This is a genomic window from Vibrio sp. RM-69-4 (assembly GCF_024743775.1).
Classification (GTDB): domain Bacteria; phylum Pseudomonadota; class Gammaproteobacteria; order Enterobacterales; family Vibrionaceae; genus Vibrio; species Vibrio anguillarum.
This window is the reverse complement of the sequence record NZ_JAMQXI010000064.1, coordinates 23,980-50,221: the sequence shown is the minus strand read 5'-3', so window position 1 is coordinate 50,221 and position 26,242 is coordinate 23,980. Positions and strand designations below refer to the sequence as shown.

Here is a 26,242-nt window from a genome sequence, read left to right as displayed (position 1 = left end):
AGGACTTACACTCAAGGACTCATGCGTACCATATTCGCTTCGGGCCTAGGTAAAACAGGAAATAGTGATGAAAAATTCAATTAAGAATCTGTCTATCTGTACACTGGCCACTTTAATGGCGGCACCACTGATGGCGATGCAAGAAGGTGAAATCACCATTTGGATTAACGGTGATAAAAGTTATGATGGCTTAGCGCAAATAGGCCAACAATTTGAACAAGATACTGGAATTAAAATCATTGTTCAGCATCCAGAATCGCTTGAAGCGAAATTCCAACAGCACGCTGCAACTGGCAGTGGTCCTGATATTATTTTTTGGGCACACGATAGATTCGGTGGCTATGCAGAAGCAGGCTTGCTTCACGAAATCAAACCAAGTAAGCAATTTAAAGAAAAGTTGGTCGATTTCAGTTGGGATGCCGTTACCGTTAATGGAAAATTGGTTGGCTATCCTCTTGCTATTGAGGCCCCTTCTCTTATTTACAATAAAGATCTGTTACCAACACCGCCTAAAACTTGGGAAGAACTAGTCAGTATTCATAATACAATGGAGAAACAGGGTAAAAAAGCCATCATGTGGGATATTAAAAATGCTTACTTTACTTGGCCTGTTATTTCCTCTGGCGGTGCCTATGCTTTTGAAAAAATTGTAGGGGGTTACAATGCCAAAAGTACCGGAGTTAATAATGAAGCAGGAATCAACGGTCTGCAGTTTTTAGTTAATATGGTTAATCAAGGTGTATTGAACCCAAACATGGATTATGCCGTCTCTGATGCTGCATTCAGCAAAGGAGAGGTGGCCATGACGATAAACGGCCCATGGTCTTGGGGTAATTTAGATAAATTAGGCATAAATTATGGCGTTGCAGAGCTGCCAACGCTAAACGGTGGCAAAGGTAATCCTTTTGTTGGCATTCTAAGTGCTGGGATTAATTCGGCCAGCCCGAATACTGATCTTGCCGTTGAGTTTTTAGAAAATTATGTCTTTCAAGATGATGCACTAAAAATCATGAATGACGATAAGCCACTTGGCGCAGTAACGTTAAAATCGTTTCAAAAAATCTTAGAACAAGATCAGCGAATCAAAGCCACTATGATTAACGCCGAAAATGGTGAAATTATGCCTAATATCCCACAGATGACAGCATACTGGTTTGCCGAAGGGGCAGCGATTGATAATGCGATGCAAGGAAAACAAGGTGTCAAAGAAGCATTAGATATGGCAGCGAAACAAATCACGAAATAATTCATCCCCAACAAGCACAATTTTCATGTTCACCTTTGGGTACAGTCTACTGTACCCCTTTTTATAGGTATCGGTCATGACTTCAAAATATAGACATTCTCAAATTACCTCAATAAACCAAACACAAACACGCCTTCTCATTTGTAAGGAGTTCACGCCGATATGTGGTGTAGAACCGAGTACACCAAGAATTGATGGCACTTTAGAGCTAGAAAATTTATTTTCAAATCTAGCAATAGAAAGTACCTCAAAATTTTCTTATGTATTCAGTGATGGCGTGGATGGATATTATCAAGGACATACCTATGGCTTCAGCTCAAGCGGTAATTACCGTCATTCTCAAGGTTGGTATTTAGGTCAATTTGCGTCATTTGTAAACGGTAACATCAATGATAAAACACAAGCCAGTAAAGCCCGCTTGATGCCTTTTGGCATTGAACATCACTATGTTGGTACATCTTCTGTAGAATGTTTGAGCTTATTACAAGGTCAACGACTTGCTTGTCTCACCATCACCTCTGAGTCCAAACAATCTCTTGCCATACTCCCTGAGCTTAATATATTAGTAAATGCAAGCAAACCTGAATGCATCGATGACGTCCTTATCTATGAAATAAATGACGCAAATTCTGTTAGCGAAGAACCACGTTTTATTGCGATTAGCGCAAATCAATCCGTTATTGCCAAAGAAATGGCAACCGATGAATGTGCAACCACCTCTAAATTAATGGGTTTAAGTGATTCTAATGTAAAGCTGATGATTAGTTCCACTGAATCAACCCAAAAATTAGTCATTTACCTCTACTTTGAAAGCACCAAAACAGAGGCAATAAAAGGAGCTCAACTCGCAGCGCAAAACCATGCAAATATTATTTTTCAAAACAATCTGTATTGCTTTCTGACACGTAATTATCTATGGACCAACGATCTGGAGTATAACAGAGCCGTGATGTGGTCTAGATTGGCAAGTCGTACATTTGTGAACCAAGAGTTTGGTTCTGGTATATGGGCTGGTTTACCTTGGTTCAAAGACTGTTGGGGAAGGGATACGTTCATAGCCTTATCTGGGACAAGTCTCATTAATGGTCAATTTCCAGAGTCCAGAGCAATCATTGAAAATTTTGCTTCCATGCAAATGCAAGATCATACTTCAGTCAATTACGGTCGTATTCCCAATCGAGTAACGAGCAAAACGGACATAATATATAACACGACCGATGGTACGCCTTGGATGATTAGGGAGGTGATGGAATATATTAATTACAGTGGCGATATCGCTTTTGCAAAGGATATTTATCCGATTGTAAAACGATTTATTGATGGGATAGAAAGTAATTATCTTAGTGAAGATGGGTTACTAAAACATCGTCATCCCGATACCTGGATGGATGCAAAAATCAAAGGTCAAATTCCATGGTCTCCTCGCGGACCGAAAGCTAATGATATTCAAGCATTGCTATTTGAAAGCTTTCATGTTGCGGCACGTCTGGCAGAAATGAATAAAAATGATCTAGATCATCGATATTATTTAAAATTAGCTGAAAAATTAAAGATGAGTTTTATCAGAAAATTTTGGGATGAGGATAAAAAACAACTAGCTGATCATCTAAAAGAGTTCGATATACCAGATAATAGCGTACGTCCAAATCAATTAATGGTACTATCCATCCCACAGACAGAAGCCTTTCTTCCACTAGAAATTGGGCAATTTATTATTCGAAATAGCATTGATAATCTTTTATTTCCATGGGGTATTTGTTCCTTAGAGCAATATCACGAAGATTTTCACCCCTACCATGATAATCGCTCTGAGTACCATAAAGATGCGGCATACCATAACGGTACGATTTGGGGTTGGAACGCTGGTTTTACCGTCAGTGCATTAACAAGTTTTAGCAAGCAAGATTTGGCTTTTCAATTATCCAAAAACTTAGCCAAACAAATTTTGCAGCAAGGACATCGTGGCACAATGAGTGAAAACCTCGATGCTTATCAACATGATGAAGACAAATTGATAGAAACAGGTACCTATGCTCAAGCCTGGTCTGTTTCAGAATATGCACGAAATGCTCAACAAGATTACCTAGGCTTTAAACCAGAATTATCGAAAAATAAAATTAATCTTTCACCGAAACTACCGTCATGCTGGACAAGCTTTAGTGCAACCCTCCCATATGGTCAAGATGAGAATTTATACTTCAACTGGCAATGCCGCGATGGTAAGGCTAGTTATATGATCAATCCACGATACCTGAGGGCTGATCTCATATTGAATCTCATATTGGAGTTGGGGAATTATCAAATAAATATTGAGTGCAACTTAACAAAAAACGTGGAAATAATACTAGATGTAAACACTGATGATATTAAATTCAACAGAAATGATATTATTGTAAAAAAAGTAGTGGCTCCATCTTATCCTGAACTCTCTAAATTAAAGTTCACTTATCCCAATTGGCATTTAACGCATAATTCTTTAAAGCAGAACGACTACCTTCAAACCAAGCGTCATAGTCAAAACTTACAAAAGGCAGTTGATTAGTATAACCACAGCTCCTTCATCATCAATGAAGGAGCTTATATATCAGAAACCACACCATTCAGTGCCCATCAGGGATATAGAAATCTAGGATAAGAATCATCCATAAAAACGATGACATACCAATATAACGCTTACCTTAAATTTTTAATTATTCGGCATTAACGGCTTTAATAAATGCTTGCTGAGCACCATCAACATTCAACATTTTCGCTTCATCTAATAAGCTTAGAGCTTTTGCAACATCACCAGTATTGACGGCATTTTCAATAGCTGATATGTAATATTTTTTCGTTTCTATCTGCACAACTACTGCCGCTGCAGTTTGTTCTGATGCTGGCTTTTCAATTTTCCTCGTTGTTTGATGAGACTGTAAAGATAATGTCTTGATTTCTAGTTTAAATTGACCAAAGTGGGATGATATATATGTAGGGTCCGTGACCATTGGCATCGCTTCACCAAGATCTTTAGCTCTAACCTTCGCTGGATGATCGACCTTGATTGTTTTCCCAAAATATTGCTCTGGAGAGTAAATAATAAAATAAGGTGTCTGCTTAGAGTCTACCTGAACGTTTACATAATATTGTGTTCTTGTAAAAGTATCCGAGGTTTTAATTTTAAATTGTGATAAATCAATTTCAGAAACAATATTGAACGTCTGATCTAACATAATTAATTTTGGCAAAAATACCGATTTATCAAACATGTAGCTACTAAGCTGTATTTGCACTTTTGCTGAACGTTGAGGGAGCTGAAAAGCATTAAAATAGCTATTGCCATCTGTAAAATGGCCAATAGAGGCACTTTCATCAATATCAAACTCGATACTTTCATTGCTTTGTAGCTCAATCCAAGGAAAGTCAGCATAATTATTACAGCATACTTTTGCGTATGAGATAGCCTCAGTAGACGAAAGGTTTGAGGTAGATGGAACTGAACTACAGGCAGTCAAAGCTGCTCCGAGGATAAGGGTCATTAATGATTTTTTATTATTCATCGTTATTCTCTATCATTTACAAAGCAAAAAAGGCAGCCAATAGGCTGCCTTAAATCTTAGTTGAGTTAGAACCAGATTTCAGTGTGGACACCGATAACTGTTTCATTTTTGCCATCTTTGATGCCAATTTGTGATGCGCTTGCTTCATCATCAGCAGAAATATAGCTAATGTATGGTTTGATTTGTGGACGACCGAAGTAATCAGCATTGACTGTAAATGCAGCAGCTAATTCCACATTGAAAATATCGCTTTCTAGTGCCTCACCAGTACGACCCCAGTAACCTTCAGCTCCCTCTTCATGAGCATAAGAACCTGTCATTTCAAGACGTAGGTTATCATTCACTTTATACGATGGACGAACAGCAGCAATATAACGTTTCAAATCTTTAGCACCAAATAACTCATCCAGCGCACCAAAATAGGTAATTTCAGAGCCCATTTGCCAGTTTTCGGAAATATTCAGTACACCGTAAGAAGTCAAGAAAATAGACTCTTGCTTATCATCACCGCCTGACCAGCCACCAAAGTTAACACCACGGTTTTGCGCAACACCTTTACCATATGCAATAGCAGATTGAGCCCAACCATCCAAGCCGTAATAGCTAGAATTTAACGTGATTGATGCGCCAAAACCATCATCTGATTTACTGTCTTTGTTCGCTTGTTCCATGTATTTAAAATCAAAGTCTAAGCTACCAAAACCAACATCGACACCGTAGTAGTACAGATCGTAAGATGAAAGCGTTGTGCGTTCAGGGTTTGTCGTTGCCACACCTGCATCAGGATCGGCGACCACCACCGCAAATCCTGCAGTATTGCCAGCAAGCTTAGTTTGAACACCAGCACCTACGCCAGAAGATTGTTTCCAAAATTCACCAGAAAGAATACCAGCAGCACGGTTTAGGAAACGTTGACCAGCCCATATAGATGTGTCTTCTCCTAAGTAGGATAAACCACCGATTTCAACAAAAGTTTCTTTCACTTCAAATTGTGCAGTGTCATTGGCTTTTTGACTACCAGATGAAGAATAAGCGTACGAGTTACCATTACCGTATTCAGAACGAACAGTGAAATTTGACCAAACACCATTTTCATGTTCTGTGTGTTTCTTAATTACAAACTCAACCTGATTGGTGCTTTTTCCATGAGTACCCGCTGTTTTGTAATCTGGTTTACCAAACTCTGTATCAACAGTTTCACCATCAACCATGCGGAAATTCATTGAAGCATACCCATGAACTTCCCATCCGTCTTTTAGTACATCTGTTTCTGCAGCAAAAGCAGAACCTGCTGCTAGAGTAGCAGCCACTGCGGCAGCAATTACACTTACTTTTTTCATTCTTAACTCCATTAAGGACGATTTATATTTATGGAAAATTTTAACTACGGACAGCATTTAAAACTTTCACTCTTCTCCTATTGGAACCTGCAAGGCAGTTGACAGATAGACGCTAAAAGAAGAGGTAAGACGGGACTAAGTCCCCAGTTGTTTCAACGGTGATAAGGTTACTAAAGGCGTAATAGGCTTGCTTCCTCCACCTCAAAGTAATTTAGGGGGGAGGAGAAAGGATGAGTAATTTTATAGTATGGCGTTTTTAAAGCACGGATCACGGATTTCAGGGGGAGGAGATCAGTTAATGGTTATAAAATAGAATACAAAATGCCTTATTGATCACTATTTAGGGCCAATAACATCATTAAAATGAAATAAAATTACATTCAAATTTTATTCATTGGGCGCTTGACCTAATATCAACAAAGCTTTTTACTTAAAGCGATGACGTGCAGCAAAATAACAATTAAAGATGCCCATATGAAATGTACTATTTCTAGCCCTTACCCACTCGGTGCAACCCTTGACAACACAGGTTGCAATTTTGCTATTCATGCTCCAGCAAATAAACAGCTTCTACTCGCTCTGTTTGATCAACAGGGAAGTTTCACCACCCACGAGTTAGAGAATGAATATGCGGGCGTGAAGTACACTCATGTGCCAAACATTAAAGCAGGGCAAAAATACGGTTACCTCATTTTAAATGGTGACGAGCCACACTATATTTCCGACCCCTACGCGAAGGCGATAGATAAAAACTTAGGCTATAAAACACCATTTAGTTCAAAAAAGAGTTTCGAGCTGCCTAAGTGTGTCGTGGTCGACGATCAATTCGATTGGCAATCAACTAAAAAGCCACACATACCTCGCGATAAGACTATTTTATTTGAGACTCATGTCAAAGGGGTGACCAAACTCAATCCACGTGTGCCTAAAGCAGAACAAGGTACTTATTTAGGCTTAATCAGTGAGGAGATGCTGGAGTTTTATCGCAAGCAAAACATCAACACACTACAGCTACTGCCCATCGCGGCTTGTATGCATGAGCCACATCTATTGGATATGGGCAAAGTCAACTATTGGGGATATAACCCCTATCTGTTTATGGTGCCAGATCCACGTTATGCGCAAAAAGATGCGGTAACGGAACTGAAAACGGCTATCAGAGAACTGCATCGTCACGGAATTGAAGTGATACTGGATGTGGTTTATAACCACTCAGCGGAGGGGGGCGAAGATGGGCCTATTTTCAATTTAAAAGCACTCGACCCTAAATATTATCTAAAACACGGCCAACATTACGCGAATTTTACCGGTTGTGGTAACACCATTGATCTCTCTTATCAACCCGCCCTTAACCTAGTCATGGACACGCTGCGCTACTGGGTTAGCGAATACCAAGTCGATGGTTTTCGTTTTGATTTGGCCGCAACGCTTGGAAGAAATGGCGATAATTTCAGCCCCGATGCTGCGTTCTTTAAAGCGGTGGCGCAAGATCCAACGTTAAAACGAGTCAAATTGATTGCAGAGCCTTGGGATATCGGTCCAAACGGTTACCAAGTAGGCAATTTTCCTTTCGGTTGGAATGAATGTAACGACAAATTACGTGATATCACACGCAGCTTCTGGCGCGGTGATCAAGGCTATTTAAAAGAGTTCGCCACACGCTTAATGGGCTCGCGCGACTTGTACAGTGCCGCAAACTGGCCCTACAAACTGACCGTCAATTACATCACTTATCATGATGGCTTCACCATGCAAGATTTGGTGTCATACAAGCATAAGCACAATGAAGCGAATGGTGAACAAAACCGAGATGGTCACGGTGACAATCGCTCCGACAACTATGGCGTCGAAGGCGAAACCGAGAACATGGTGATAAAAGCAACCCGAGAAAAGCAAAAACGCAATATGATGGCGAGCTTACTTTTTGCTTTTGGCATTCCTCATATTCTCACCGCGGATGTGCTTTCGCATACTCAGCAAGGTAATAACAACGCTTATTGCCAAGACAATGAGATCAGTTGGCTTGACTGGAACATGACCGAACGCAAAAGCTACTTCAAACATTGGTTGAGTCAAATGGTGGCGGCAAGACACCTTTATATGGTGCCCTTTATTCGTGCTTTTAGTGGTGAGGAACGTAATGCCAACCGCGTATTCTGGCGACGCGTGGATGGCACACTGATGGAACATGATGATTGGAACCGCTTAAGTTCTGTGGCATTGCAGATGGGCATTGGATCGGATGGGGCTGAAATGCTCTACTTGATCAACCAAACCAATGCACCAGCTCGTTTTACTCTACCTAAAGATCGTAACCAAAACTGGGAAGTGATATGCGATACCAATTTACGTAACGTACAACCCGGCCATGCAGAAGGGGAGTTGTTACAGTCGCCTATATCAATGACAATTTTGCACTACCAACCTGAAGTATAAAATCAAGTGCTGCACATCATTACCGATAAGCAAAGAGATTACCAATAAACAAAGAGGCCCAATTGGCCTCTTTCTCTTCTCTAATTTTTGCTTTCAAAACATTACAAGAATGCTTTGAAAGGCAGCTCTGGTTCATCGACAAAAATATCTTTAAAGCCTCTGAAATGCTGGTAATGCATACGTCCTTTGTCGGTTGGGTAGGTGTATTTTCCACCCACTTGCCAAAAGAATGGCGCAAAACCGTATTGCAGACGATCTTTTTTCATTTGCCACAATACTTCAATTTCACGCGGGTCATTTTGGAAGTTAGCCCAAATATCGTGGTGGAATGGGATCACCACTTCACAATCTAACGCCTCGCCTGCGCGCAAAATATCAGATGCAGTCAGCTTATCTGTGATGCCTCGTGGGTTTTCACCGTATGAGAGCAGCGCTACATCAATCTTGTAGTCATTACCATGCTTGGCATAGTAGTTCGAATAATGCGAATCACCTGAATGGTAGATTGAGCCACCGGAGGTTTCCAATAAATAGTTGACCGCGCGATCATCCATACCATCAAGAATCCCCTTATCATAAGATGAAACACCTTTAGGCAGCGTAATCAACGCAGTGCGATCAAAAGAGTCCAGCACTCGGATACTGATATCGCCGACTTCAATGCAATCACCCACTTTCGCCACAATGCAGCGCTCACTCGGTACTCCCCAGCCTTGCCACAGGTCAACGCAAGCTTGTGGCCCAATAAATTTCACATGCTCACCACAATTTTGCAGCACAGCTGCTGCGACATTAATATCGATATGATCAGCGTGATCATGCGTCGCCAGTACCGCATCAATCTCTTTGATGCCAAATGGGTCCAACACAAAAGGAGACGTTCTTAAGTTGGGTTGCAGTTCACGCACGCCCCCCATACGCATCATCTGATGCTGTTGATTCATCAAGGCATTCTTTTGCGTTTTCTTACCCGTCCCACACCAAAAATCGATCGAAAGATTGGTATTACCGGCACTTTTTAGCCAAATGCCTGTACAACCAAGCCACCACATAGCAAAGGTGTTGGCTTCCACTTCGGTCTTTTCTATCTCTTCATTCAGCCAAGTTCCCCACTCAGGAAACGTACTGAGAACCCATGAATCGCGTGTGATTTCATCAATTTTACTCATAGCAACACCTTTTATTTCACGATCAGTTAGACAAATTTTGGATGTAGGGAGCCAAGCGTCTTAACCAAAGGTGAAGACACTGAGCCTGTGTTTATTATTAGAATGTGTAGAGCGAAGTGCTTTCTATACCAGAATCACTTCTGTCCCCTGCTGTTGTAGCGCTTGGATAACTTGCGGATCGGCGGCTTTGCCAGTGATAACAATATCAACCTTGCTGGCGGGGCAAAATAGCATGCCCGTACGCTGCCCAACTTTAGAACTATCCACTACCACCACTAACTTACCGATTTGCTCTAGCATCTGTTGCTCGGCAACGGCGGTGAGCATATCAGTTTTGTATAGGCCATTTTCCGTCAGCCCTTTGCCACTGGTGAACATCCAATGTCCGGCATAACCACCTAACGAATCAGGGGCGGGGTTGAGGAAAATGTTTTGTGCTTTGTTGTACTGCCCACCAATGATGATTACATCGTCGTGATCTTCATTGATAAGGTAACTGGCCAGTGGAAAATAGTTAGTCACGATTTGAACATCTTGGCCACACAACTCTTTACCGAGCAAGAAGGCGGTCGAACCACAGTTAATTACCACACTGTCACCTGGGTTGCAGAGCTTAGCCGCAGCCATGGCAATCTGTGATTTTTCATGGAAATGATCCGTACTGTCGATATTTAACGGCGTCCACGCTCGCTTTCTAATCTCTAAACGTTCAGCACCATTGCGAACTTTCTTCAGCTTACCTAGCTCATCTAACTTAGAAATATCGCGGCGGGCCGTTGCTGGTGACACGTTAAATTTCTCAATAATATGCGTGACGTTGATGGTGCGCATATTGTCTAGCAAAGACAGTATCTCGTTATGTCTTTGTACTTCGTTCATGGTTATCACCTTATCTTTTCATCAAGTGATTACTTGGTGATTATTTATGATTTGTTTTGATTCTATTTCTCATCCATCACAATGTCAAACACTGGACGAACAAAACTTCCCTTTCGCTCACAATAAAACCTAACCAATTGATTTTATTTTAAATAAAATTTTAACTGTGACTTGAGTATCAAATAATGTCTCCATTTGGCGAAGAAATTGATAAAAATCAAAATAATCACAAATGAGCATTGAATGATTACTTTTGATTGGTAAAGTCTATTTCGTGAGCAAAACAGGATTGAAATCGGCATCACCTTGCTGATTCACTCTGACCTACACCCAGCTTCGAGTAAGACGGGAATACACATAACGATAAATAGAGAATCAAGGGGTAAAGATATGCAGTTCATCTACGATATCTTCTACATTTTTTATAGCCAAGTAATGACTAAAGCACCTTTGCTGCTGGGCTTAGTCACCCTTATCGGTTACTGGTTATTAAGAAGAGACACCACCACCATCATTAAAGGGTCGATCAAAACCATCGTCGGCTTTATGTTGGTACAGGTGGGTGCAGGGACCTTAGTGGCAGGCTTTAAGCCTGTGATTGAGAAATTATCGGAATATCATGGTTTAACTGGCTCGGTTATCGACCCGTACACCTCAATGATGGCCACCATGGAAATCATGGGGGATGATTATTCTTGGGTTGGTTATACCGTACTACTGGCACTGGCGATCAACATCTTGCTCGTTTTGCTGCGCCGCTACACAGGCATTCGCACCATCATGCTAACGGGGCATATTATGTTCCAACAAGCAGGGTTAATTGCGGTGTTCTACCTTGTGCTGGGCGCAAGCATGTGGGAAACCATCCTTTATTCGGCTGTTTTGATGGCGCTCTACTGGTCTATCTCCTCCAACATTATGTTCAAACCCACCGAAGCCGTCACGGGTGGAGCCGGTTTCTCCATCGGCCACCAGCAACAAGTCGCGTCTTGGATTGCAGTTAAGATTGCCCCCAAATTGGGCGATAAAAACGAAAGTGTCGACCACCTTGAGCTGCCTAAATGGTTGCACATTTTCCACGACAGCATTGCCGCAACCGCGATTGTGATGACGCTATTTTTCGGCATTATTTTGCTCTCATTTGGTTTAGACAACCTGCAAGCAATGGCGGGCAAAACCCATTGGTCTATCTACATTCTGGAAACTGGTCTTAAATTTGCGGTAGCGATCCAAGTGATTGTTGCAGGTGTACGCATGTTCGTTGCTGAACTGTCTGAAGCCTTTAAAGGTATCTCAGAGCGCGTCATCCCTAACGCGGTTTTAGCCATTGACTGCGCCGCTATCTACGCATTTTCACCTAATGCCATGGTGTTTGGTTTTATGTGGGGCGCGATTGGTCAATTTACCGCGGTGCTGGCCATGCTCGCTTTTGATGCACCGATCATGATCATTCCCGGCTTTATCCCGATGTTCTTCTCCAACGCGACCATTGGTGTTTTTGCTAACCACTTTGGCGGCTGGCGCGCGGTCATGAAGATCTGTTTTGTGATGGGTATCATCGAAGTAGCGGGGTCCGCATGGGCCATTCACATCTTCAACCAATACGGCACTGAATTTAGCGGCTGGATGGGCATGGCCGACTGGGCGTTAGTCTTCCCGCCAATCATGCAAGGCTTATCCGCCTCAAAACTGTTCTTCTTTGTGCTAATTGCATTGGCTGGGGTGTACATGTTCTTCGCCTCTAAAAAGCTGCGTGAAGAGGAAGATGCGCAGGGTCTGGTAAACATCAGTGACGAGCCAGACGTCATCGCCGCCGTCGAACAAGCACTGAAAGTCAGTGATGGCGTGCGCCCGGTCAGCATTTTAGCCGTGTGTGGTAATGGGCAAGGCTCCTCAATGATGATGAAGATGAAAATCGGTAAGTATCTGGAGAAAAAAGGCATTCCACACGTGATGGATTCCTGCGCAGTGTCTGATTATAAATCTAAGCTCGCCACCACCGACATCATCGTCTCATCAAAACATCTCTCTGGTGAGATGGAGCCCGGCGAAGGCAAATTTGTGCTCGGCGTACAAAACATGCTGAATCCGAACTCTTTTGGTGATGAGCTGCTCGATATCATCGATAAAAACTTTGTCACTTTGAAATAGCTATTTACTACAAAACGATAAGTACAAAAACAACAATAGGTGCCAGACGCACTGGCACCCACTCTGGAGATAGAACCATGGGACTGAAACAATCACTGATCGACAATGATTCCATCCAATTAAATGCACAGGCGAGCACTTGGCAAGAGGCAATCAAAATCGGTACGGATAGGCTGATCAAATCAGGAGCCATCCACCCCTGCTATCACGATGCCATCATCAGCAGCGTTGAACAATTAGGCCCGTATATCGTCATCGCGCCTAATCTTGCCCTGCCTCATGCTCGTCCTGAAAATGGCGTGATCAGAACCGCCTTTGCTTTAGTGACGCTGCAAACGCCTGTCTATTTTGACGGCGAAGATGAACCGGTCGATGTGCTGATCACCTTAGCGGGCAGCTCGTCTGATCAGCATATGGAAGGATTAATGGAAGTAACCCAAGTGCTGGATGATGAAGAGAGCGAGACTGGCGTTGATCTCGATAAACTGCGCCGTTGTCGTACCGCGCAGGATGTTTACCAAGTGATTGATGAAGCGTTAGCGGCGCAATTGGTCGAGTGAGGATGTCATGTATAGCGAACTAAAACAGCGAGTATTTGCGGCAAATCTTAAGCTTCCCCAATACGGTTTAGTCACTTTCACTTGGGGCAATGTATCAGAAATAGACCGCGAGAAGGGCGTCATCGCCATCAAACCTTCCGGCGTAGAATACGATGTGATGAAAGTCGATGACATGGTGATCGTTGATCTTAACGGCGCGATTGTGGAAGGCACACTTAATCCATCCAGTGATACTGCCACTCACCTCGAACTCTATAAAGCTTATCCAGAGATTGGCGGCGTGGTACACACCCATTCGCGCAGTGCCACTATTTGGGCGCAAGCGGGCATTGACATACCCGCTTTAGGGACCACTCACGCCGATTATTTTTACGGTGACATCCCCTGCACACGCAAACTTTCTTGCGATGAAATCGCTGGCCAATATGAGAAAAATACCGGCCTTGTGATCATCGAAGAGTTCAAACATCGTCGCATTGATCCGATGGCAGTGCCAAGCGTGATTGTCGCCGGGCATGCTCCTTTCTCTTGGGGCAAAGATGCTAACGATGCCGTTCATAACGCCGTCGTCTTGGAGGAGATTTCCGCCATGGCGCTGGCGACTCGTTCACTCAACAGTGGCATCAAGATTCAACCGGAATTATCCGATAAACACTATCAACGTAAGCATGGTGATAACGCTTACTACGGTCAAAGGTAGCGGCTATGTATAAAGTTCTCGCGCTCGACCTTGATGGCACGGTGTTGACTGATGAACACACCATTCATCCGCTGCTAAAGCGGGCGATTCAACAGGCGCAGCAACACTGCCACGTGGTGATCGTGACTGGCCGTCACCACACGGCGGCTAAACCCTATTATCAAGAATTGGGGCTCACAACCCCCATCATATGCTGCAACGGCACTTATGTGTATGACTACCAAAATGAAAAAGTGCTCAAGCACAATGCCATCACCAAACACGATGCATTGACCTTTCTCGCTTTGGCTAAAGAGTTTCAAATGAAACTGGTGATGTATGTGACCGACGCGATGACCTATTCCAAGTGTAGCCCAATCGCCTACATGCAAGCGTTGGAAAAATGGGCCAACCAGTACCCACCAACAGCACAGCCCAAAATCGAGCAAATTGACTCGTTTCGTCACCGCGTCGAGCAAGAAACGTTTATTTGGAAATTTGTGGTTGAAGGGCTACCGAGTTCCGTTGAACGCCTTGCCCAACAAGCTTGGGTACAAGAGACATTCAACGGTGAGCGTTCATGGTCGAATCGCGTCGACTTTGCTGCCAAAGGCAACAGTAAAGGTCAGCGCTTGGCTGAATATGTGCAATCGCTCGGCTACCACGCTAATCACGTTCTGGCTGTCGGCGATAACCATAACGACATTTCAATGCTCGACTACGCCGGGCTCAGTGTGGCGATGCTCAATGCCGACGATACGGTGAAATCCCACGCCAAACTGATTTGTACAACCGATAACAATCACGACGGGCTCGCCCGTTTGATCCGTGACAAAATTCAAGGATAACTCTCATGACTAAACCAATGATCCAAATCGCTCTCGACCAAACTGACCTTATTTCTGCCATCGAAGTGGCAAAAAACGTAGCAAGCTTTGTGGATGTCATCGAAGTCGGCACCATCCTCGCCTTTGCTGAAGGCATGAAGGCCGTCAAAACGTTACGCCATAATCACCCTGACCATATTCTAGTGTGCGATATGAAAACCACCGATGGCGGCGCTATTTTAGCGCGAATGGCATTTGAAGCTGGCGCGGATTGGATCACCGTTTCTGCCGCAGCGCATATCGCCACCATAAGCGCGTGTAAGAAAGTCGCCGATGAACTGGATGGCGAAATCCAAATCGAAATTTACGGCAACTGGACCTTTGCTGATGCACAAGCGTGGATTGACCTTGGTATCACTCAAGCCATTTATCACCGTTCAAGAGATGCCGAACTGGCCGGTATTGGTTGGACAAGCGAAGATGTTGAGAAGATGCGAACTCTATCCGATATGGGGCTTGAACTTTCCATCACAGGTGGCATCGTGCCAGAAGATCTCTATTTATTTGAAGGCATTAAGGCCAAAACCTTCATTGCGGGGCGTGCATTGGTCGGTGAAAAAGGTCGCGTCACTGCCGAAGCACTGCGCAGTCAAATCGATCGTTTTTGGTGCTAGGAGGCCGTATGTATCAACATTTGCCACGCCAACGTATCGGGTTGTATGAAAAAGCGCTCCCCAATCATTTCAGTTGGGAAGAAAAGCTCGCCACAACGAAAGAGCTGGGGTTTGATTTTTTAGAGATATCCGTCGATGAGTCGGATGAACGTCGTCAACGCTTAGACTGGGATGATGCAACCATCTATCAGCTACGAAGATGGTGTGAGCAATACCAAATCCCGCTACAATCGATGTGCCTAAGTGCACACCGCAAGTTTCCTTTTGGCTCGTCAGACCCCGCCATTAGAGAGCAAGCCATTCTGCACATGGAGAAAGCGATTACCTTAGCTTACAAACTGGGCATTCGCACCATCCAACTCGCAGGCTATGATGTCTATTACGAACCCGCTAATAAAGAAACTCATCAACGTTTCATTGAAGGCATGCAGCTTGCCGCCAAACTAGCCGAGCGTGCTGGCGTAATGCTGGCAGTGGAGATCATGGATACCAGCTATCTTAATTCACTCAGTAAGTTCGAAATTCTAAAGCGGCAAGTACCCTCCCCCTATTTTATGGCGTATCCAGATGTAGGCAACATTTCAGGTTGGAACTACGATGTGTGTACTGAATTGGCACTTGGTATGCCACACATTACTCAGATCCACCTTAAAGATACTCATTGCGTCACCTCTAGTTCCACGGGCCAATTTCGAGACTTGGTGATTGGTGAAGGAGAAGTCAATTTCGATGCTATTTCCCAAACGCTGAAAGAGGCAAACTGTGTTGTACCTATGGTGATCGAAATGTGGGCGCAAGATGAACATTGGAAACACAATATTCGTGTTGCGCAGCATCGGCTAAATCAAGCTTGTGATGCTGCTGATTCGCCTCGTTTATTCAACCTATAGCTCATTTATTCAACCTATAAATTGTGCTCGGGTGCATCTTTTATGCATCCTTCATCCTCATATTGGATAATACCGCGCCCTCTCCCCCGTGAGCGCGGTAGCTTTTCTTGGCAAATATTGACATCACCAACACAATCGCGCAGAGTTGCTTTTGATAACGCCCCGATGCATAACACTCTGAGAACCAATGAAATTACTTCACTTACAACTCTTCTGGTATGAAAAGCATCACACCCTTTTAGAAATGGAAGCGCTCCCTACGCTCACCCCAACCCAAGAGCAAGCACTGGCAGAATGGGTTAAGTGTCGACGCAAAATATTAAGCTTTGAGGCTCACCAGCATATTTGGGTAAAAGTGAATGTAGACGGTTTTTCTTCCGCTTTGCATTTAAAGCCGAATGGCACGTTGGTCGAGCGAGATCTGTTTGGTGAAAAAACACTGCAAGGATTATGGAAAGTCATCGACGGTTTCTTATTTATCAAAGTGATCAGCGGTGAATTTATTGTCGAATATCAGATTGTTGGCAATAACGAACACAGCATTCACTGCGGTATTGAGTACATCAACGGCCGAGTCAGTACCTACAGCAAATTTATTCAAACCAAATAAGCTTTGTGACCCACGGGAAAAAATGAGATGTATGTTGAACAAGATATCAACAACCTTGTGAATCCATCGGCAAACTGTGGCACACTCGACATAAATGCAGACTCGGTTCATCACGGTTTATGGAAGAGTACTTAAAACGAATCAAGCAGCTTGAAGAGCAAGTTGAGCATCTCAAAAAAGAAAACAGCTCTCTTGAAGAAAAACTGAATGCAACGCTAGAAGGCACTGGTCTTTGTCTTTGGGAACAACACATTCCTAGCGGAACCCTTAAAATATTCAATAGAGAATGGGGTGATATGCTTGGCTATCAATCACACGAGCTAGACGCCACCGTCGACATTTGGAAAAGCAAACTCCACCCCGATGATTATGACTTAGCCGTGGGCGCTTTTGAGGACCATTTGAATGGCAAGGCTGACATCTATCAGGTCATACACCGGATGATCCGCAAAGATGGAGGTCAAAGCTGGGTGTCGGATCGCGGCCGAATCGTTGAATATGATGAGAATGGAAAGCCGCTGCGTATGATGGGCACCCACACGGATATTACCAATGAAAAACATTATGAATTAGAACTCTCCAAACTCGCTGCGCAAGATCCATTAACCAACCTATTAAATCGAAAGGCGTTAGAAACTAAGTTTGACGAGATGAATGATCTTGTCGAACACTCTGCGGCACTGATTTTTATCGATTTGGATGACTTTAAAACCGTCAATGATCATCTTGGGCACCAAGCTGGGGATTTCGTGCTGCTCCAAGTTTCTCAATGGCTTCAAGAAAATGCGCCTCAACCATCATCGATTGCTCGTTTGGGCGGCGATGAGTTTGTCCTATTGTGCATCAATCAAAGCACAGAAACGTTAAAGCAGTTTATCGACAGTTTGCTCACCAAAGCCTATTCACCACTAAAATTAAGCCATGGAGAAGTGCAAATTGGCTTTAGTATTGGTGTTTGCCAATTCACAACCTCAACGCATACTTTTGAAACCTTATATGAATTGGCCGACCAAGCAATGTATCAGGTGAAGAAAAATGGCAAAAATGGCGTTGAGTACATCAATCTTAGCCAATAGAAGGCAAAAACACTTCCCCTAACATACATCTCACCGAACCACCGCCAATATCCTCAATGGTCTTCACATTACACGGCAGTAACTTACCGTGACTGGCCAGCTGCGCACGCTGCGCCGGCGAAAAGGCATCAAACGCCGATTGTGACATAGCGATCACTTTATCCCCTGCCGCCGTTTCTAATTGTAAAATGTTGCCGCAGAAACAGTTCATCTGCTCAAGTGAAATTGAGATGATCTGTTTATCTTTGGCCAGTGATTTAACCACAAAACGGCGTTCAAACTCCGGGATCACTTCATCGCAAATCACGCAGAATGCTTCACCAACCGCCATCATCACATTGGTGTGATAAACCGGTTGGCCTGAAGGCAACGCCGTTTGAAAAGAAACCACGCGATCATAACCGATACGTTTGGCGTACTCCTCTAACACTTCACGGTCGCAGCGCTGTGACAACGCCGAATAGATGGTTCGATTAAGGTGATCCATCACCATCACACCGGTGCTTTCAAGATAAGCCTGCTGGTCTTGATACGCGAGCAACGAATCTTGCGTCAATACCTTGCGGCCTGACAAAGTAAGGGCTTCAACCAACGCTTGTGGGCGCACTTCTTGCTGTCGATTTTTACAAGCCATCGGAAAGGTAAACAAGGTTCCCTCTGGCGTAGTGCTAAACCAGTTATTGGGAAAGACGGCATCTGGCGTTTCCACTTCAGATAATGGGTAATCAAACTCCACTACTTGTACGCCTTCGAGACGCAGTGTCTCAACCATGCTTTGATATTCGGCCATGGCTTGGATGCGAACTTGTTCGGTACTCAATGCAACTTGGTGTTGAAATTCATTATCTTGTGCCGTTTGAGCGTTAAATTTAAACTCTTTTGGCGGCACCATTACGACACAATTGGCATTTTGCACCGTATTCACGGTTGGCTGTGTGATCACTTGTTCCTGCAACATCATAGAAACTTTCCCTTCTACTCACTTTAGGCCAATTGTAAGCATAATGTTAAAATAACATTGACTGAATTTTGGGTTATTTCATCAAATAACTCCGGTTAATTACTGAGAAAACTACTCTTTACATTAAAAATTACGGCAAAATCCCCGTCACACCTAAAAATATTCACCCCTATTCAAAAAATATTCACAGTAAAAACTCACTTAAAAGTAACGCAACTCGTTTATGGTTCTCTTATCGTCGATGACGATATTTAACTCGCTTCACTTTTTCACCCGATGGACGTTATTGACCATTCGAGCCGATGCCTGCTGCATTGACCACAGTATTAATCAGACGCTGTTTTCTAGAGCCAAGCGCGAAAAGTAATCCGCCACTTATGTTGTGATTTCGTTATACTTCTGTTCGACTTACTCCATCATTTGCTCCCCTTATAGGAGTTCAACGTTAGATTCTCGCGTTCTAGGCTTTTGGTCTCTCATACTTTAGCGAGAATTGGCATAAGGATTTTCGATGTATAAAAAATTTGAAAGCTTTACTCAAGCCTTTCCCAAAGAGGAACCCAAACAGCCTCCTGCGACCTTATGGGCCTTTTGTCGTTACTACACGCGCGGCTTTGAAAAACCACTCATTTTAATGGCGTTAATCAGCACGTTAATTGCCGTTGTTGAAGTATCACTGTTCGGTTTTATGGGCCAACTGGTGGATTGGCTCTCATCCAGTAACCCAGAGACTTTCCTGGCCGAGAACCGAGACACCTTGATCGGTTTATCTATTTTAGTACTCGTGATCATGCCACTTTTGATTGGCATCTATTCACTGTTGATCCACCAAACTATGCTCGGCAATTATCCCATGTCGATCCGTTGGTTGGCGCACCGTTATCTGCTCAAACAAAGCCTCTCTTTTTACCAAGATGACTTTGCGGGAAGAATTGCCACTAAAGTAATGCAAACGGCGTTATCCATTCGCGAAACAGTGATGAAGACCTTGGATGTGTTTGTTTATGTGTCAGTCTATTTCACTGCGATTGTGGTGATGTTGGCGCAAGCAGACTGGCGTTTAATGGTGCCGATGCTAGTCTGGCTCGCGGCCTACATTTGCATTCAACTTCACTTTGTACCACAGCTTAAAAAAGTGGCATCAGAACAAGCCGATGCTCGCTCAACCATGACGGGGCGCATTGTCGATAGCTACACCAATATTGCCACGGTCAAATTGTTCTCGCACACCCGCCGAGAAACCGACTATGCCGAACAAGGCATGGAGAGCTTTTTAGACACGGTTCACCGCCAAATGCGTTTAGTGACTGGTTTTAACCTGTGCGTTGAGCTCGCTAACTATATTTTGGTGTTCGTGATTGCGGCGACTTCGATTTATCTATGGATGCAGAGTGCCATCAGTATCGGTTCAATCGCGATTGCGATCAGCCTTTCATTACGCATCAACGGTATGTCGAAATGGATCATGTGGGAAGTTGGCGCACTCTTTGAAAACATGGGCACAGTCGTGGATGGCATGAAAACCCTTTCTAAACCGATCACCATTGAAGATAAACCCAACGCAAAGCCGTTGCAGGTTGTACAAGGTGGCATCGAATTTGATGACGTGAGTTTCCATTACGGCGAGAATAAAGGCGTCATTACCCATTTAAACCTGACCATTAAACCCGGTGAAAAAGTCGGTTTAGTGGGGCGTTCTGGCGCTGGAAAATCGACTTTAGTCAATTTACTGCTTCGTTTTCACGATGTTGAAAGTGGTCAAATTCGCATCGATGGTCAAGCCATCAATGAAGTCACCCAAGATTCATTGCGCAGTAAAATTGGCATGGTGACACAAGATACCTCGCTACTGCATCGCTCGATCCGCGATAACATTTTGTATGGCAACCCTGATGCAAGTGAAGAACAACTGCTGCAAGCCACCCGACAGGCACACGCGCATGAGTTTATCGAAACACTCACCGACCCATTTGGTAACCTAGGTTATGATGCGCAAGTGGGCGAGCGCGGTGTAAAACTGTCTGGCGGCCAGCGCCAGCGAATTGCTATTTCCCGCGTGCTGTTAAAAGATGCGCCACTATTGGTACTCGACGAAGCCACATCCGCACTCGACTCCGAAGTGGAAGCGGCAATTCAAGAGAGCTTAAATGAGCTGATGCAAGGCAAAACCGTGATTGCCATTGCTCACCGTTTATCAACCATTGCCGCGATGGACAGGTTGATCGTACTCGATAAAGGTAACGTCGTTGAGCAAGGCACACACCAAGAGTTGATTGCTCAAAACGGCATTTATGCAAACCTATGGGCGCACCAAACGGGTGGCTTTATCGGTTGCGACGACATTGAGATTGCTTAATGGTTTATCAACGGAGTTTGCGCTCCGTTGATGCTTCCACAATTCACTCTTTTTCCTTAGAATTCGCCCATTCCCTTTATTTAACTAGATTTGGATTATGAACAAGAGCTTACTCACTAATATCATTGCGCTAGCGCTCCTTGCTGCGGGCTATCAACTGGATAACACTATTGCGCTGTATGCGGGCTTATTTGCCTTCTCTGGCGCAATCACCAACTGGCTTGCGATTCACATGCTGTTTGAAAAAGTGCCAGGACTATATGGCTCGGGTGTGATACCTGCTCGCTTTGAAGAGTTCAAAACCGCAATCAAGAGCCTGATGATGGAGCAATTTTTCACTCAGTCCAATATTGACCGCTTCCTCAGTAAAGAGATGACGGGCAGTAAAACGTTGGATCTTGAGCCTGTGATTGCCAAAGTTGACTTCAACCCAACCTTTGATTCTTTGGTCGAAGTGATTGCAAACTCTCCATTCGGCGGCATGCTGGCGATATTTGGTGGAACCGACGCGCTGCAACCACTCAAGCAACCGTTTGTCGAAAAAATGCAGCAATCTATGATTGATATCAGCCAAAGCGATAGCGTTAAACAAGCGCTCAAAGAGCAGTTAGAAGCTCCTGAGATGATTGAAGAGATCACCGCTAACATCGAAAACATCATCGATCAACGTCTCAATGAACTCACGCCTAAATTGGTGAAAGAGATGGTACAGAAAATGATTAAACAGCACCTTGGCTGGTTGGTTGTTTGGGGTGGAGTATTCGGTGGTTTGATTGGTGTGGTTTCCTCCTTCTTTGCCTGATTGCCGTTACTTATGTGATTGTAAAATGTGATTACAAAAAAGCCAGCACGTTTAAATGTGCTGGCTTTTTTATGATGGCTCGTGACCCGTTAACAGAGATGAAGACGCGTTAATAGTGGTTTTAATTTATGGTGATCTAAGGGGTACACTTTGGGTATCACAAGGTAAATCATGCTGACAAACAGCAAGGAACCGTATAAATCAACCGGACGATGCATCCCTAACCATAAGCGGCTAAAGGCGACCCCACAGGCCCAAAGCAGTAGACCCGCCGCAAAAATATAGCGCTTTTGTTCAATAAACAGGCCACCAAAGAAAGCCAGACAAATAGCAGCGAAGATCGTATGGCCAGAAGGAAATGAATAGTCCTTTTCACCCTGCCAATGACGTAAACGCCAGTCACTGACTTGGGTTGCGATGTCGGTCATCACACTTTCTTTTTGTAATTCACTCAATTTATAAAAATGCGCAGGGTTTGGGATAAGTAACTCATACGTCATTAATTCGGTGTATGGACGAGGGCTCTCTGTCAGATGTTTTAAACCCGTTTTGGCAGCCATACCAATCATCAATAACAAGCCAATTTGAATAATGCGGTTAAGCAGTTCAATGCGGGAAGTCGCTGTCCGTGTTGCCAAAAAAGCCAACAAAGCAAAGGTAAAGCCAAAACCTTGCCAACCAGCCGAATCGGTTAAATAGGTAAAAAATGCACCGACGCCCTCGCTCACTGGCGTGGTCAAATCAATCGAAGACCCAACCAATGAGATGGGAACTAACAGCAACGAGAACAAGGCTAAGAGTACTAAGCCCGATTTTTTCATTTGGATTTGCTTTTTCACGCTCAATAGACACCGCTGGATTATTGAAGATCAGCATAATAACGGACGACACGCAAAGAACGTATCAAGCAATTGTCAATTTGAGGGAAAATAATCGCCCCGATCTCACCCTTTTTACTTATTTTCCTGACACAAAGAATTCATACATAACGTGTAGGAAAGGCAAACCAGACCGTGTCCTGCCTAACCGAAACAACGTCTTCTTTCGTGCAAGATAGGAGGCGCCAAGACCGTGAATGGATGATGGCAACAGCGTTGACCGACAGCAGGAATGTTAAAAAGGGAGCCGCAGCTCCCTTCAGAGGAAAATGATCAGGGCTTATGCGCCAATCACCCCGCCGTCTTCACGAGTGATCATCATAATTGTCGAACGCGGCTTGGTGGTTCCGCCGTATGGGAAATGCGATGGCGCTTCATCTTCCCCAGGGTGTTGAACGCCAACAAACATGGTTTTTTGATCCGGTGAAAAAGTTAACCCTGTTATTTCACAAGCAATCGGCCCAGTTAGGAAACGTTTCACTTCACCAGTAATTGGATCCCCGCACAACATTTGGTTGTTGCCTTGCCCAGCAAAATCCCCTTTGTTGGAATAGTTGCCATCGGTTTGAATCCACAAGCGACCCGCTTTGTCAAAGCCGATACCATCAGGGCTGTTGAACATGTTGTCTGCTGAGATATTGTCGCTGCCCGCATAGAGATCGCCTTTATGTACCGTTGGGTTGCCCGCAATCAAGTACAGATCCCATGCAAACATAGTGCTAGTGTGATCCTCATTGGCTGGCATCCAGCGCAGAATCTGGCCATAGTTATTCTTAGCACGAGGGTTAGGACCACCAACAGGCTGCCCCTCTTTACCTCGGTTTTTATTGTTGGTCAGTGTACAGAACACGTGCTTATTATCAGGGTGAATCGCAACCCATTCAGGACGATCCATTGTCGTAGCACCCACTTGAGTCGCTGCGCGGCGAGCAAAAATCATCACTTCTGCTTGGTCCTTAAAGCCATTTTCTGGCGTTAAACCATTTTTACCAAAGGTCAGTTCAAGCCATTTTCCCGAGCCTTTCAGTTCTTTCTCATTCATATCAAACTTAGCGACAAAGAGGGTTCCTTCTTCTAATAAATTGCGATTCGCCGCATCGTTACCAGCTTGGTAGCGATTTTTTGAAACGAATTTGTATAGATGTTCACCGCGTTCATCATCCCCCAGATAGACCACAGCATGGCCATCTTTGTTGAGAGTAAGCGCCGCATTTTCATGTTTGAAACGGCCTAACGCCGTGCGTTTAAGTGGCGTCGATGTTGGATCGTTCGGATCAATTTCCACCACCCAACCAAAGCGGTTTGGCTCATTGGGGTTTTTCGCAACGTCAAAACGCTCATCATGTTGGTGCCATTGATAATCACTGGGTTTGGCTTCAATACCATAACGCTTATGATCAGCCGTTAACTTCACGCCATCTTGGTTACTACCAAAGAAATCATCAAAGTTCTCCTCACACGTTAAGTATGTCCCCCACGGCGTTTGACCATTCGCACAATTGTTAAAAGTTCCCAGTGGATTTAAGCCCTTAGGATCAGTGGCGGTTTTCATTAGCGTATGGCCTGCAGCTGGCCCAGTGAGCAGCATTGGTGTGTTTGCCGTGATACGACGGTTACGCTTCCCTGCGCGGTCAACCGTCCATTGGCCATTTTTGTGCATCACTTCAACGACAGTAACGCCGACCGCAGCTTGCGCTTTACGCACATCATCTGCTGTCATCGATTTACCTTTGTGATCAAACAAGTATTCGTAGTTGGTGTATTCATTATTAATCGCAAGTACACCGCGATCATCCGAAATTGGGAAGAAGCTCATGCCATCAGTGTTATCACCAAATTGAAGCTCTTGTGCTCGTGAATCTTGTTTACCACTTTGGTCAAACTCAGGAGCATCAACAGAAATGGGGTCACCCCATGAAATCAACGGCGTCGCTTTGTACCCTTTAGGCACAATGACTTTATCAGCCGTTGATGCTGGAATAGCCTCAAAGTTGAGCAGTGAAGAGCTCGACTTTGCCGCCACAGCCTTAGCAACTGGATTTAAAGATAAAAACGCGCCTGCACTGACTGCCGCACTACCCGCCATAAAACGGCGGCGAGAGAGTCTCGCTTCGATCATTTCACTAAATTGAGACTCTTGCTCTTCACGCTTCCACATGTTTGCTCCTTGACTTTACTTGTCTTGTTATTGGATTTTGCAAGCAGCTTAGCGGTCTATCGTGACAAATAAGTTAAATTTACATTGCTTAACGGTGACAGTGAGTTAAAAAATAAAATCTATGCGTTAGCTAAATAAGCCATTCAGCACAGCTGGGTCACCACAAGTATCACTCCAAATCGATATTTTCTAACCGACCTCGTCGAGAAAACAATACAACCGGCACCGCCATCAAGCTTGTCAATTGTCAATTGTCAAAACGGATAGTTTTTTGTTTTGTTTGGCAAGAGATGAATATTCATTTGATCATGCGCTCAAATCACACCTATTTTTTTACAGTTTTCTATTCTTAAACTAGGCTCAAAGTGCATATGGATGAATATGAACATCTAAGATCACTACATACCTTATACACAACGCAAAATACCTAACTCGACTGGAGTCTGTTATGAAATATTTTATTTGCCTGATCGCTTGTTTCTCCTTTTCCTCCTTTGCTAATGAGTTTGAAGGGGCGCTAAAAAACTTCATTGATACCAAGGTGGCTGAAATCATTGCTAATCCCGTTTTAATCCAAGCCATTAATGCTCAAAACGCTCAACACGCTAACCTAACTCAAATGCAAATTGATCAACTCGACAAGGATTGGCGTAGCCAAGTGGGCCAAACCGACGCTCCACTGATCAACAAACTGCTCTCTTCCCCCGCATCTTCTGAACTTAAATCGATTCAACAAGCTAGCAACGGGCTAATTACGGAGATCTTTGCTATGGACAACAAAGGGCTGAATGTCGCCCAAAGCGAGATTACTTCTGACTACTGGCAAGGAGATGAGGAAAAGTGGCAAGACACCTACCTTAAAGGTCCAAGCGCATATCTAATTGGTGAGATAGAAGAAGATGAGTCGACCCAAATGTTTCAGTCACAGATAAGCCACAGCGTGGTTGACCCTAGTTCAGGGAAAGTGATTGGTGCCATCACCATCGGCGTTAACGTAGAAGCTCTTTAACTCAT

21 protein-coding genes are annotated in these 26,242 nt (G+C 44.0%); 14 read left to right on the top strand and 7 right to left on the bottom strand.

Features of this window, described 5'->3' with window-relative positions; genetic code table 11:
* The first annotated feature begins 67 nt into the window (after positions 1-67).
* A complete protein-coding gene (malE, locus tag NB504_RS09870; protein WP_026028892.1) occupies positions 68-1,246 on the top strand; it encodes a maltose/maltodextrin ABC transporter substrate-binding protein MalE in 1,179 nt (392 codons plus the stop codon).
* Between the two features lie 76 nt (positions 1,247-1,322).
* On the top strand, positions 1,323-3,788 hold the full coding sequence (locus NB504_RS09865) for an amylo-alpha-1,6-glucosidase (protein ID WP_258428777.1): 2,466 nt from the start codon (positions 1,323-1,325) through the stop codon (positions 3,786-3,788).
* Between the two features lie 148 nt (positions 3,789-3,936).
* Here the strand turns inward: NB504_RS09865 and NB504_RS09860 are convergent, their stop codons facing one another.
* Together NB504_RS09860 and NB504_RS09855 are read right to left on the bottom strand one after the other, a co-directional pair.
* Positions 3,937-4,782, bottom strand: a complete 846-nt coding sequence (locus NB504_RS09860; RefSeq protein ID WP_258428776.1) for a MalM family protein — start codon at positions 4,780-4,782, stop codon at positions 3,937-3,939.
* 65 nt (positions 4,783-4,847) lie between these two features.
* Complete coding sequence (locus NB504_RS09855) at positions 4,848-6,122, bottom strand: carbohydrate porin (protein WP_170898954.1); 1,275 nt, start codon at positions 6,120-6,122, stop codon at positions 4,848-4,850.
* A gap of 438 nt (positions 6,123-6,560) precedes the next feature.
* On the opposite strand from NB504_RS09855, the gene glgX reads away from it, so the two are divergent.
* Complete coding sequence (gene glgX, locus NB504_RS09850; RefSeq protein WP_013868345.1) at positions 6,561-8,558, top strand: glycogen debranching protein GlgX; 1,998 nt, start codon at positions 6,561-6,563, stop codon at positions 8,556-8,558.
* Between the two features lie 101 nt (positions 8,559-8,659).
* Here the strand turns inward: glgX and ulaG are convergent, their stop codons facing one another.
* Positions 8,660-9,727 carry an L-ascorbate 6-phosphate lactonase gene (ulaG, locus tag NB504_RS09845; protein ID WP_013868344.1) on the bottom strand — a complete coding sequence of 356 codons (1,068 nt, stop codon included), beginning with the start codon at positions 9,725-9,727 and terminating at the stop codon, positions 8,660-8,662.
* A 123-nt stretch (positions 9,728-9,850) separates the two neighbouring features.
* A complete protein-coding gene (gene ulaR, locus NB504_RS09840; RefSeq protein WP_026027147.1) occupies positions 9,851-10,606 on the bottom strand; it encodes an HTH-type transcriptional regulator UlaR in 756 nt (251 codons plus the stop codon).
* A 390-nt stretch (positions 10,607-10,996) separates the two neighbouring features.
* Here ulaR and NB504_RS09835 point away from each other — a divergent pair, with 390 nt between their 5' ends.
* The 8 genes from NB504_RS09835 (at position 10,997) to NB504_RS09800 (ending at position 18,073) form a co-directional block, all read left to right on the top strand.
* Positions 10,997-12,757 (top strand): PTS ascorbate-specific subunit IIBC, encoded by a 1,761-nt coding sequence (locus tag NB504_RS09835; RefSeq protein ID WP_096037183.1) that lies wholly within the window; start codon positions 10,997-10,999, stop codon positions 12,755-12,757.
* A gap of 77 nt (positions 12,758-12,834) precedes the next feature.
* The gene (locus NB504_RS09830; protein ID WP_013868340.1) at positions 12,835-13,317 is read left to right on the top strand and encodes a PTS sugar transporter subunit IIA; all 483 of its coding nucleotides are present in this window, start codon (positions 12,835-12,837) and stop codon (positions 13,315-13,317) included.
* Between the two features lie 7 nt (positions 13,318-13,324).
* Positions 13,325-14,017, top strand: a complete 693-nt coding sequence (locus tag NB504_RS09825) for an L-ribulose-5-phosphate 4-epimerase (protein WP_013868339.1) — start codon at positions 13,325-13,327, stop codon at positions 14,015-14,017.
* A 5-nt stretch (positions 14,018-14,022) separates the two neighbouring features.
* Positions 14,023-14,844, top strand: coding sequence for a Cof-type HAD-IIB family hydrolase (locus NB504_RS09820; RefSeq protein WP_258428775.1), 822 nt, complete (start codon positions 14,023-14,025; stop codon positions 14,842-14,844).
* A 5-nt stretch (positions 14,845-14,849) separates the two neighbouring features.
* Complete coding sequence (locus tag NB504_RS09815; protein ID WP_010316854.1) at positions 14,850-15,497, top strand: 3-keto-L-gulonate-6-phosphate decarboxylase UlaD; 648 nt, start codon at positions 14,850-14,852, stop codon at positions 15,495-15,497.
* 8 nt (positions 15,498-15,505) lie between these two features.
* The gene (locus NB504_RS09810; RefSeq protein ID WP_026027146.1) at positions 15,506-16,387 is read left to right on the top strand and encodes an L-ribulose-5-phosphate 3-epimerase; all 882 of its coding nucleotides are present in this window, start codon (positions 15,506-15,508) and stop codon (positions 16,385-16,387) included.
* A gap of 187 nt (positions 16,388-16,574) precedes the next feature.
* Positions 16,575-16,997: a hypothetical protein gene (locus NB504_RS09805; RefSeq protein ID WP_094126674.1), complete on the top strand. Its 423-nt coding sequence runs from the start codon at positions 16,575-16,577 to the stop codon at positions 16,995-16,997.
* Positions 16,998-17,116: 119 nt separating this feature from the next.
* Entirely contained in the window at positions 17,117-18,073 is a 957-nt protein-coding gene (locus tag NB504_RS09800) for a diguanylate cyclase domain-containing protein (protein WP_258428770.1), read from the top strand.
* On the opposite strand, the gene NB504_RS09795 is transcribed toward NB504_RS09800, so the two are convergent.
* Positions 18,063-19,034, bottom strand: a complete 972-nt coding sequence (locus NB504_RS09795) for an arginine deiminase-related protein (protein WP_258428769.1) — start codon at positions 19,032-19,034, stop codon at positions 18,063-18,065. The two genes, NB504_RS09800 and NB504_RS09795, sit on opposite strands and share 11 nt — an antisense overlap.
* 511 nt (positions 19,035-19,545) lie before the next feature.
* On the opposite strand from NB504_RS09795, the gene NB504_RS09790 reads away from it, so the two are divergent.
* Positions 19,546-21,390, top strand: a complete 1,845-nt coding sequence (locus NB504_RS09790) for an ABC transporter ATP-binding protein (RefSeq protein ID WP_258428768.1) — start codon at positions 19,546-19,548, stop codon at positions 21,388-21,390.
* Positions 21,391-21,487: 97 nt separating this feature from the next.
* Positions 21,488-22,192, top strand: coding sequence for a DUF445 domain-containing protein (locus tag NB504_RS09785; RefSeq protein WP_258428767.1), 705 nt, complete (start codon positions 21,488-21,490; stop codon positions 22,190-22,192).
* A gap of 89 nt (positions 22,193-22,281) precedes the next feature.
* Here NB504_RS09785 and NB504_RS09780 read toward each other — a convergent pair whose 3' ends face one another.
* Entirely contained in the window at positions 22,282-23,037 is a 756-nt protein-coding gene (locus NB504_RS09780) for a phosphatase PAP2 family protein (RefSeq protein ID WP_258428766.1), read from the bottom strand.
* Between the two features lie 313 nt (positions 23,038-23,350).
* Positions 23,351-25,228 (bottom strand): PhoX family phosphatase, encoded by a 1,878-nt coding sequence (locus NB504_RS09775; protein ID WP_258428765.1) that lies wholly within the window; start codon positions 25,226-25,228, stop codon positions 23,351-23,353.
* 448 nt (positions 25,229-25,676) lie between these two features.
* Here NB504_RS09775 and NB504_RS09770 point away from each other — a divergent pair, with 448 nt between their 5' ends.
* Complete coding sequence (locus NB504_RS09770) at positions 25,677-26,237, top strand: hypothetical protein (RefSeq protein WP_047688797.1); 561 nt, start codon at positions 25,677-25,679, stop codon at positions 26,235-26,237.
* The last annotated feature ends 5 nt before the right edge of the window (positions 26,238-26,242 follow it).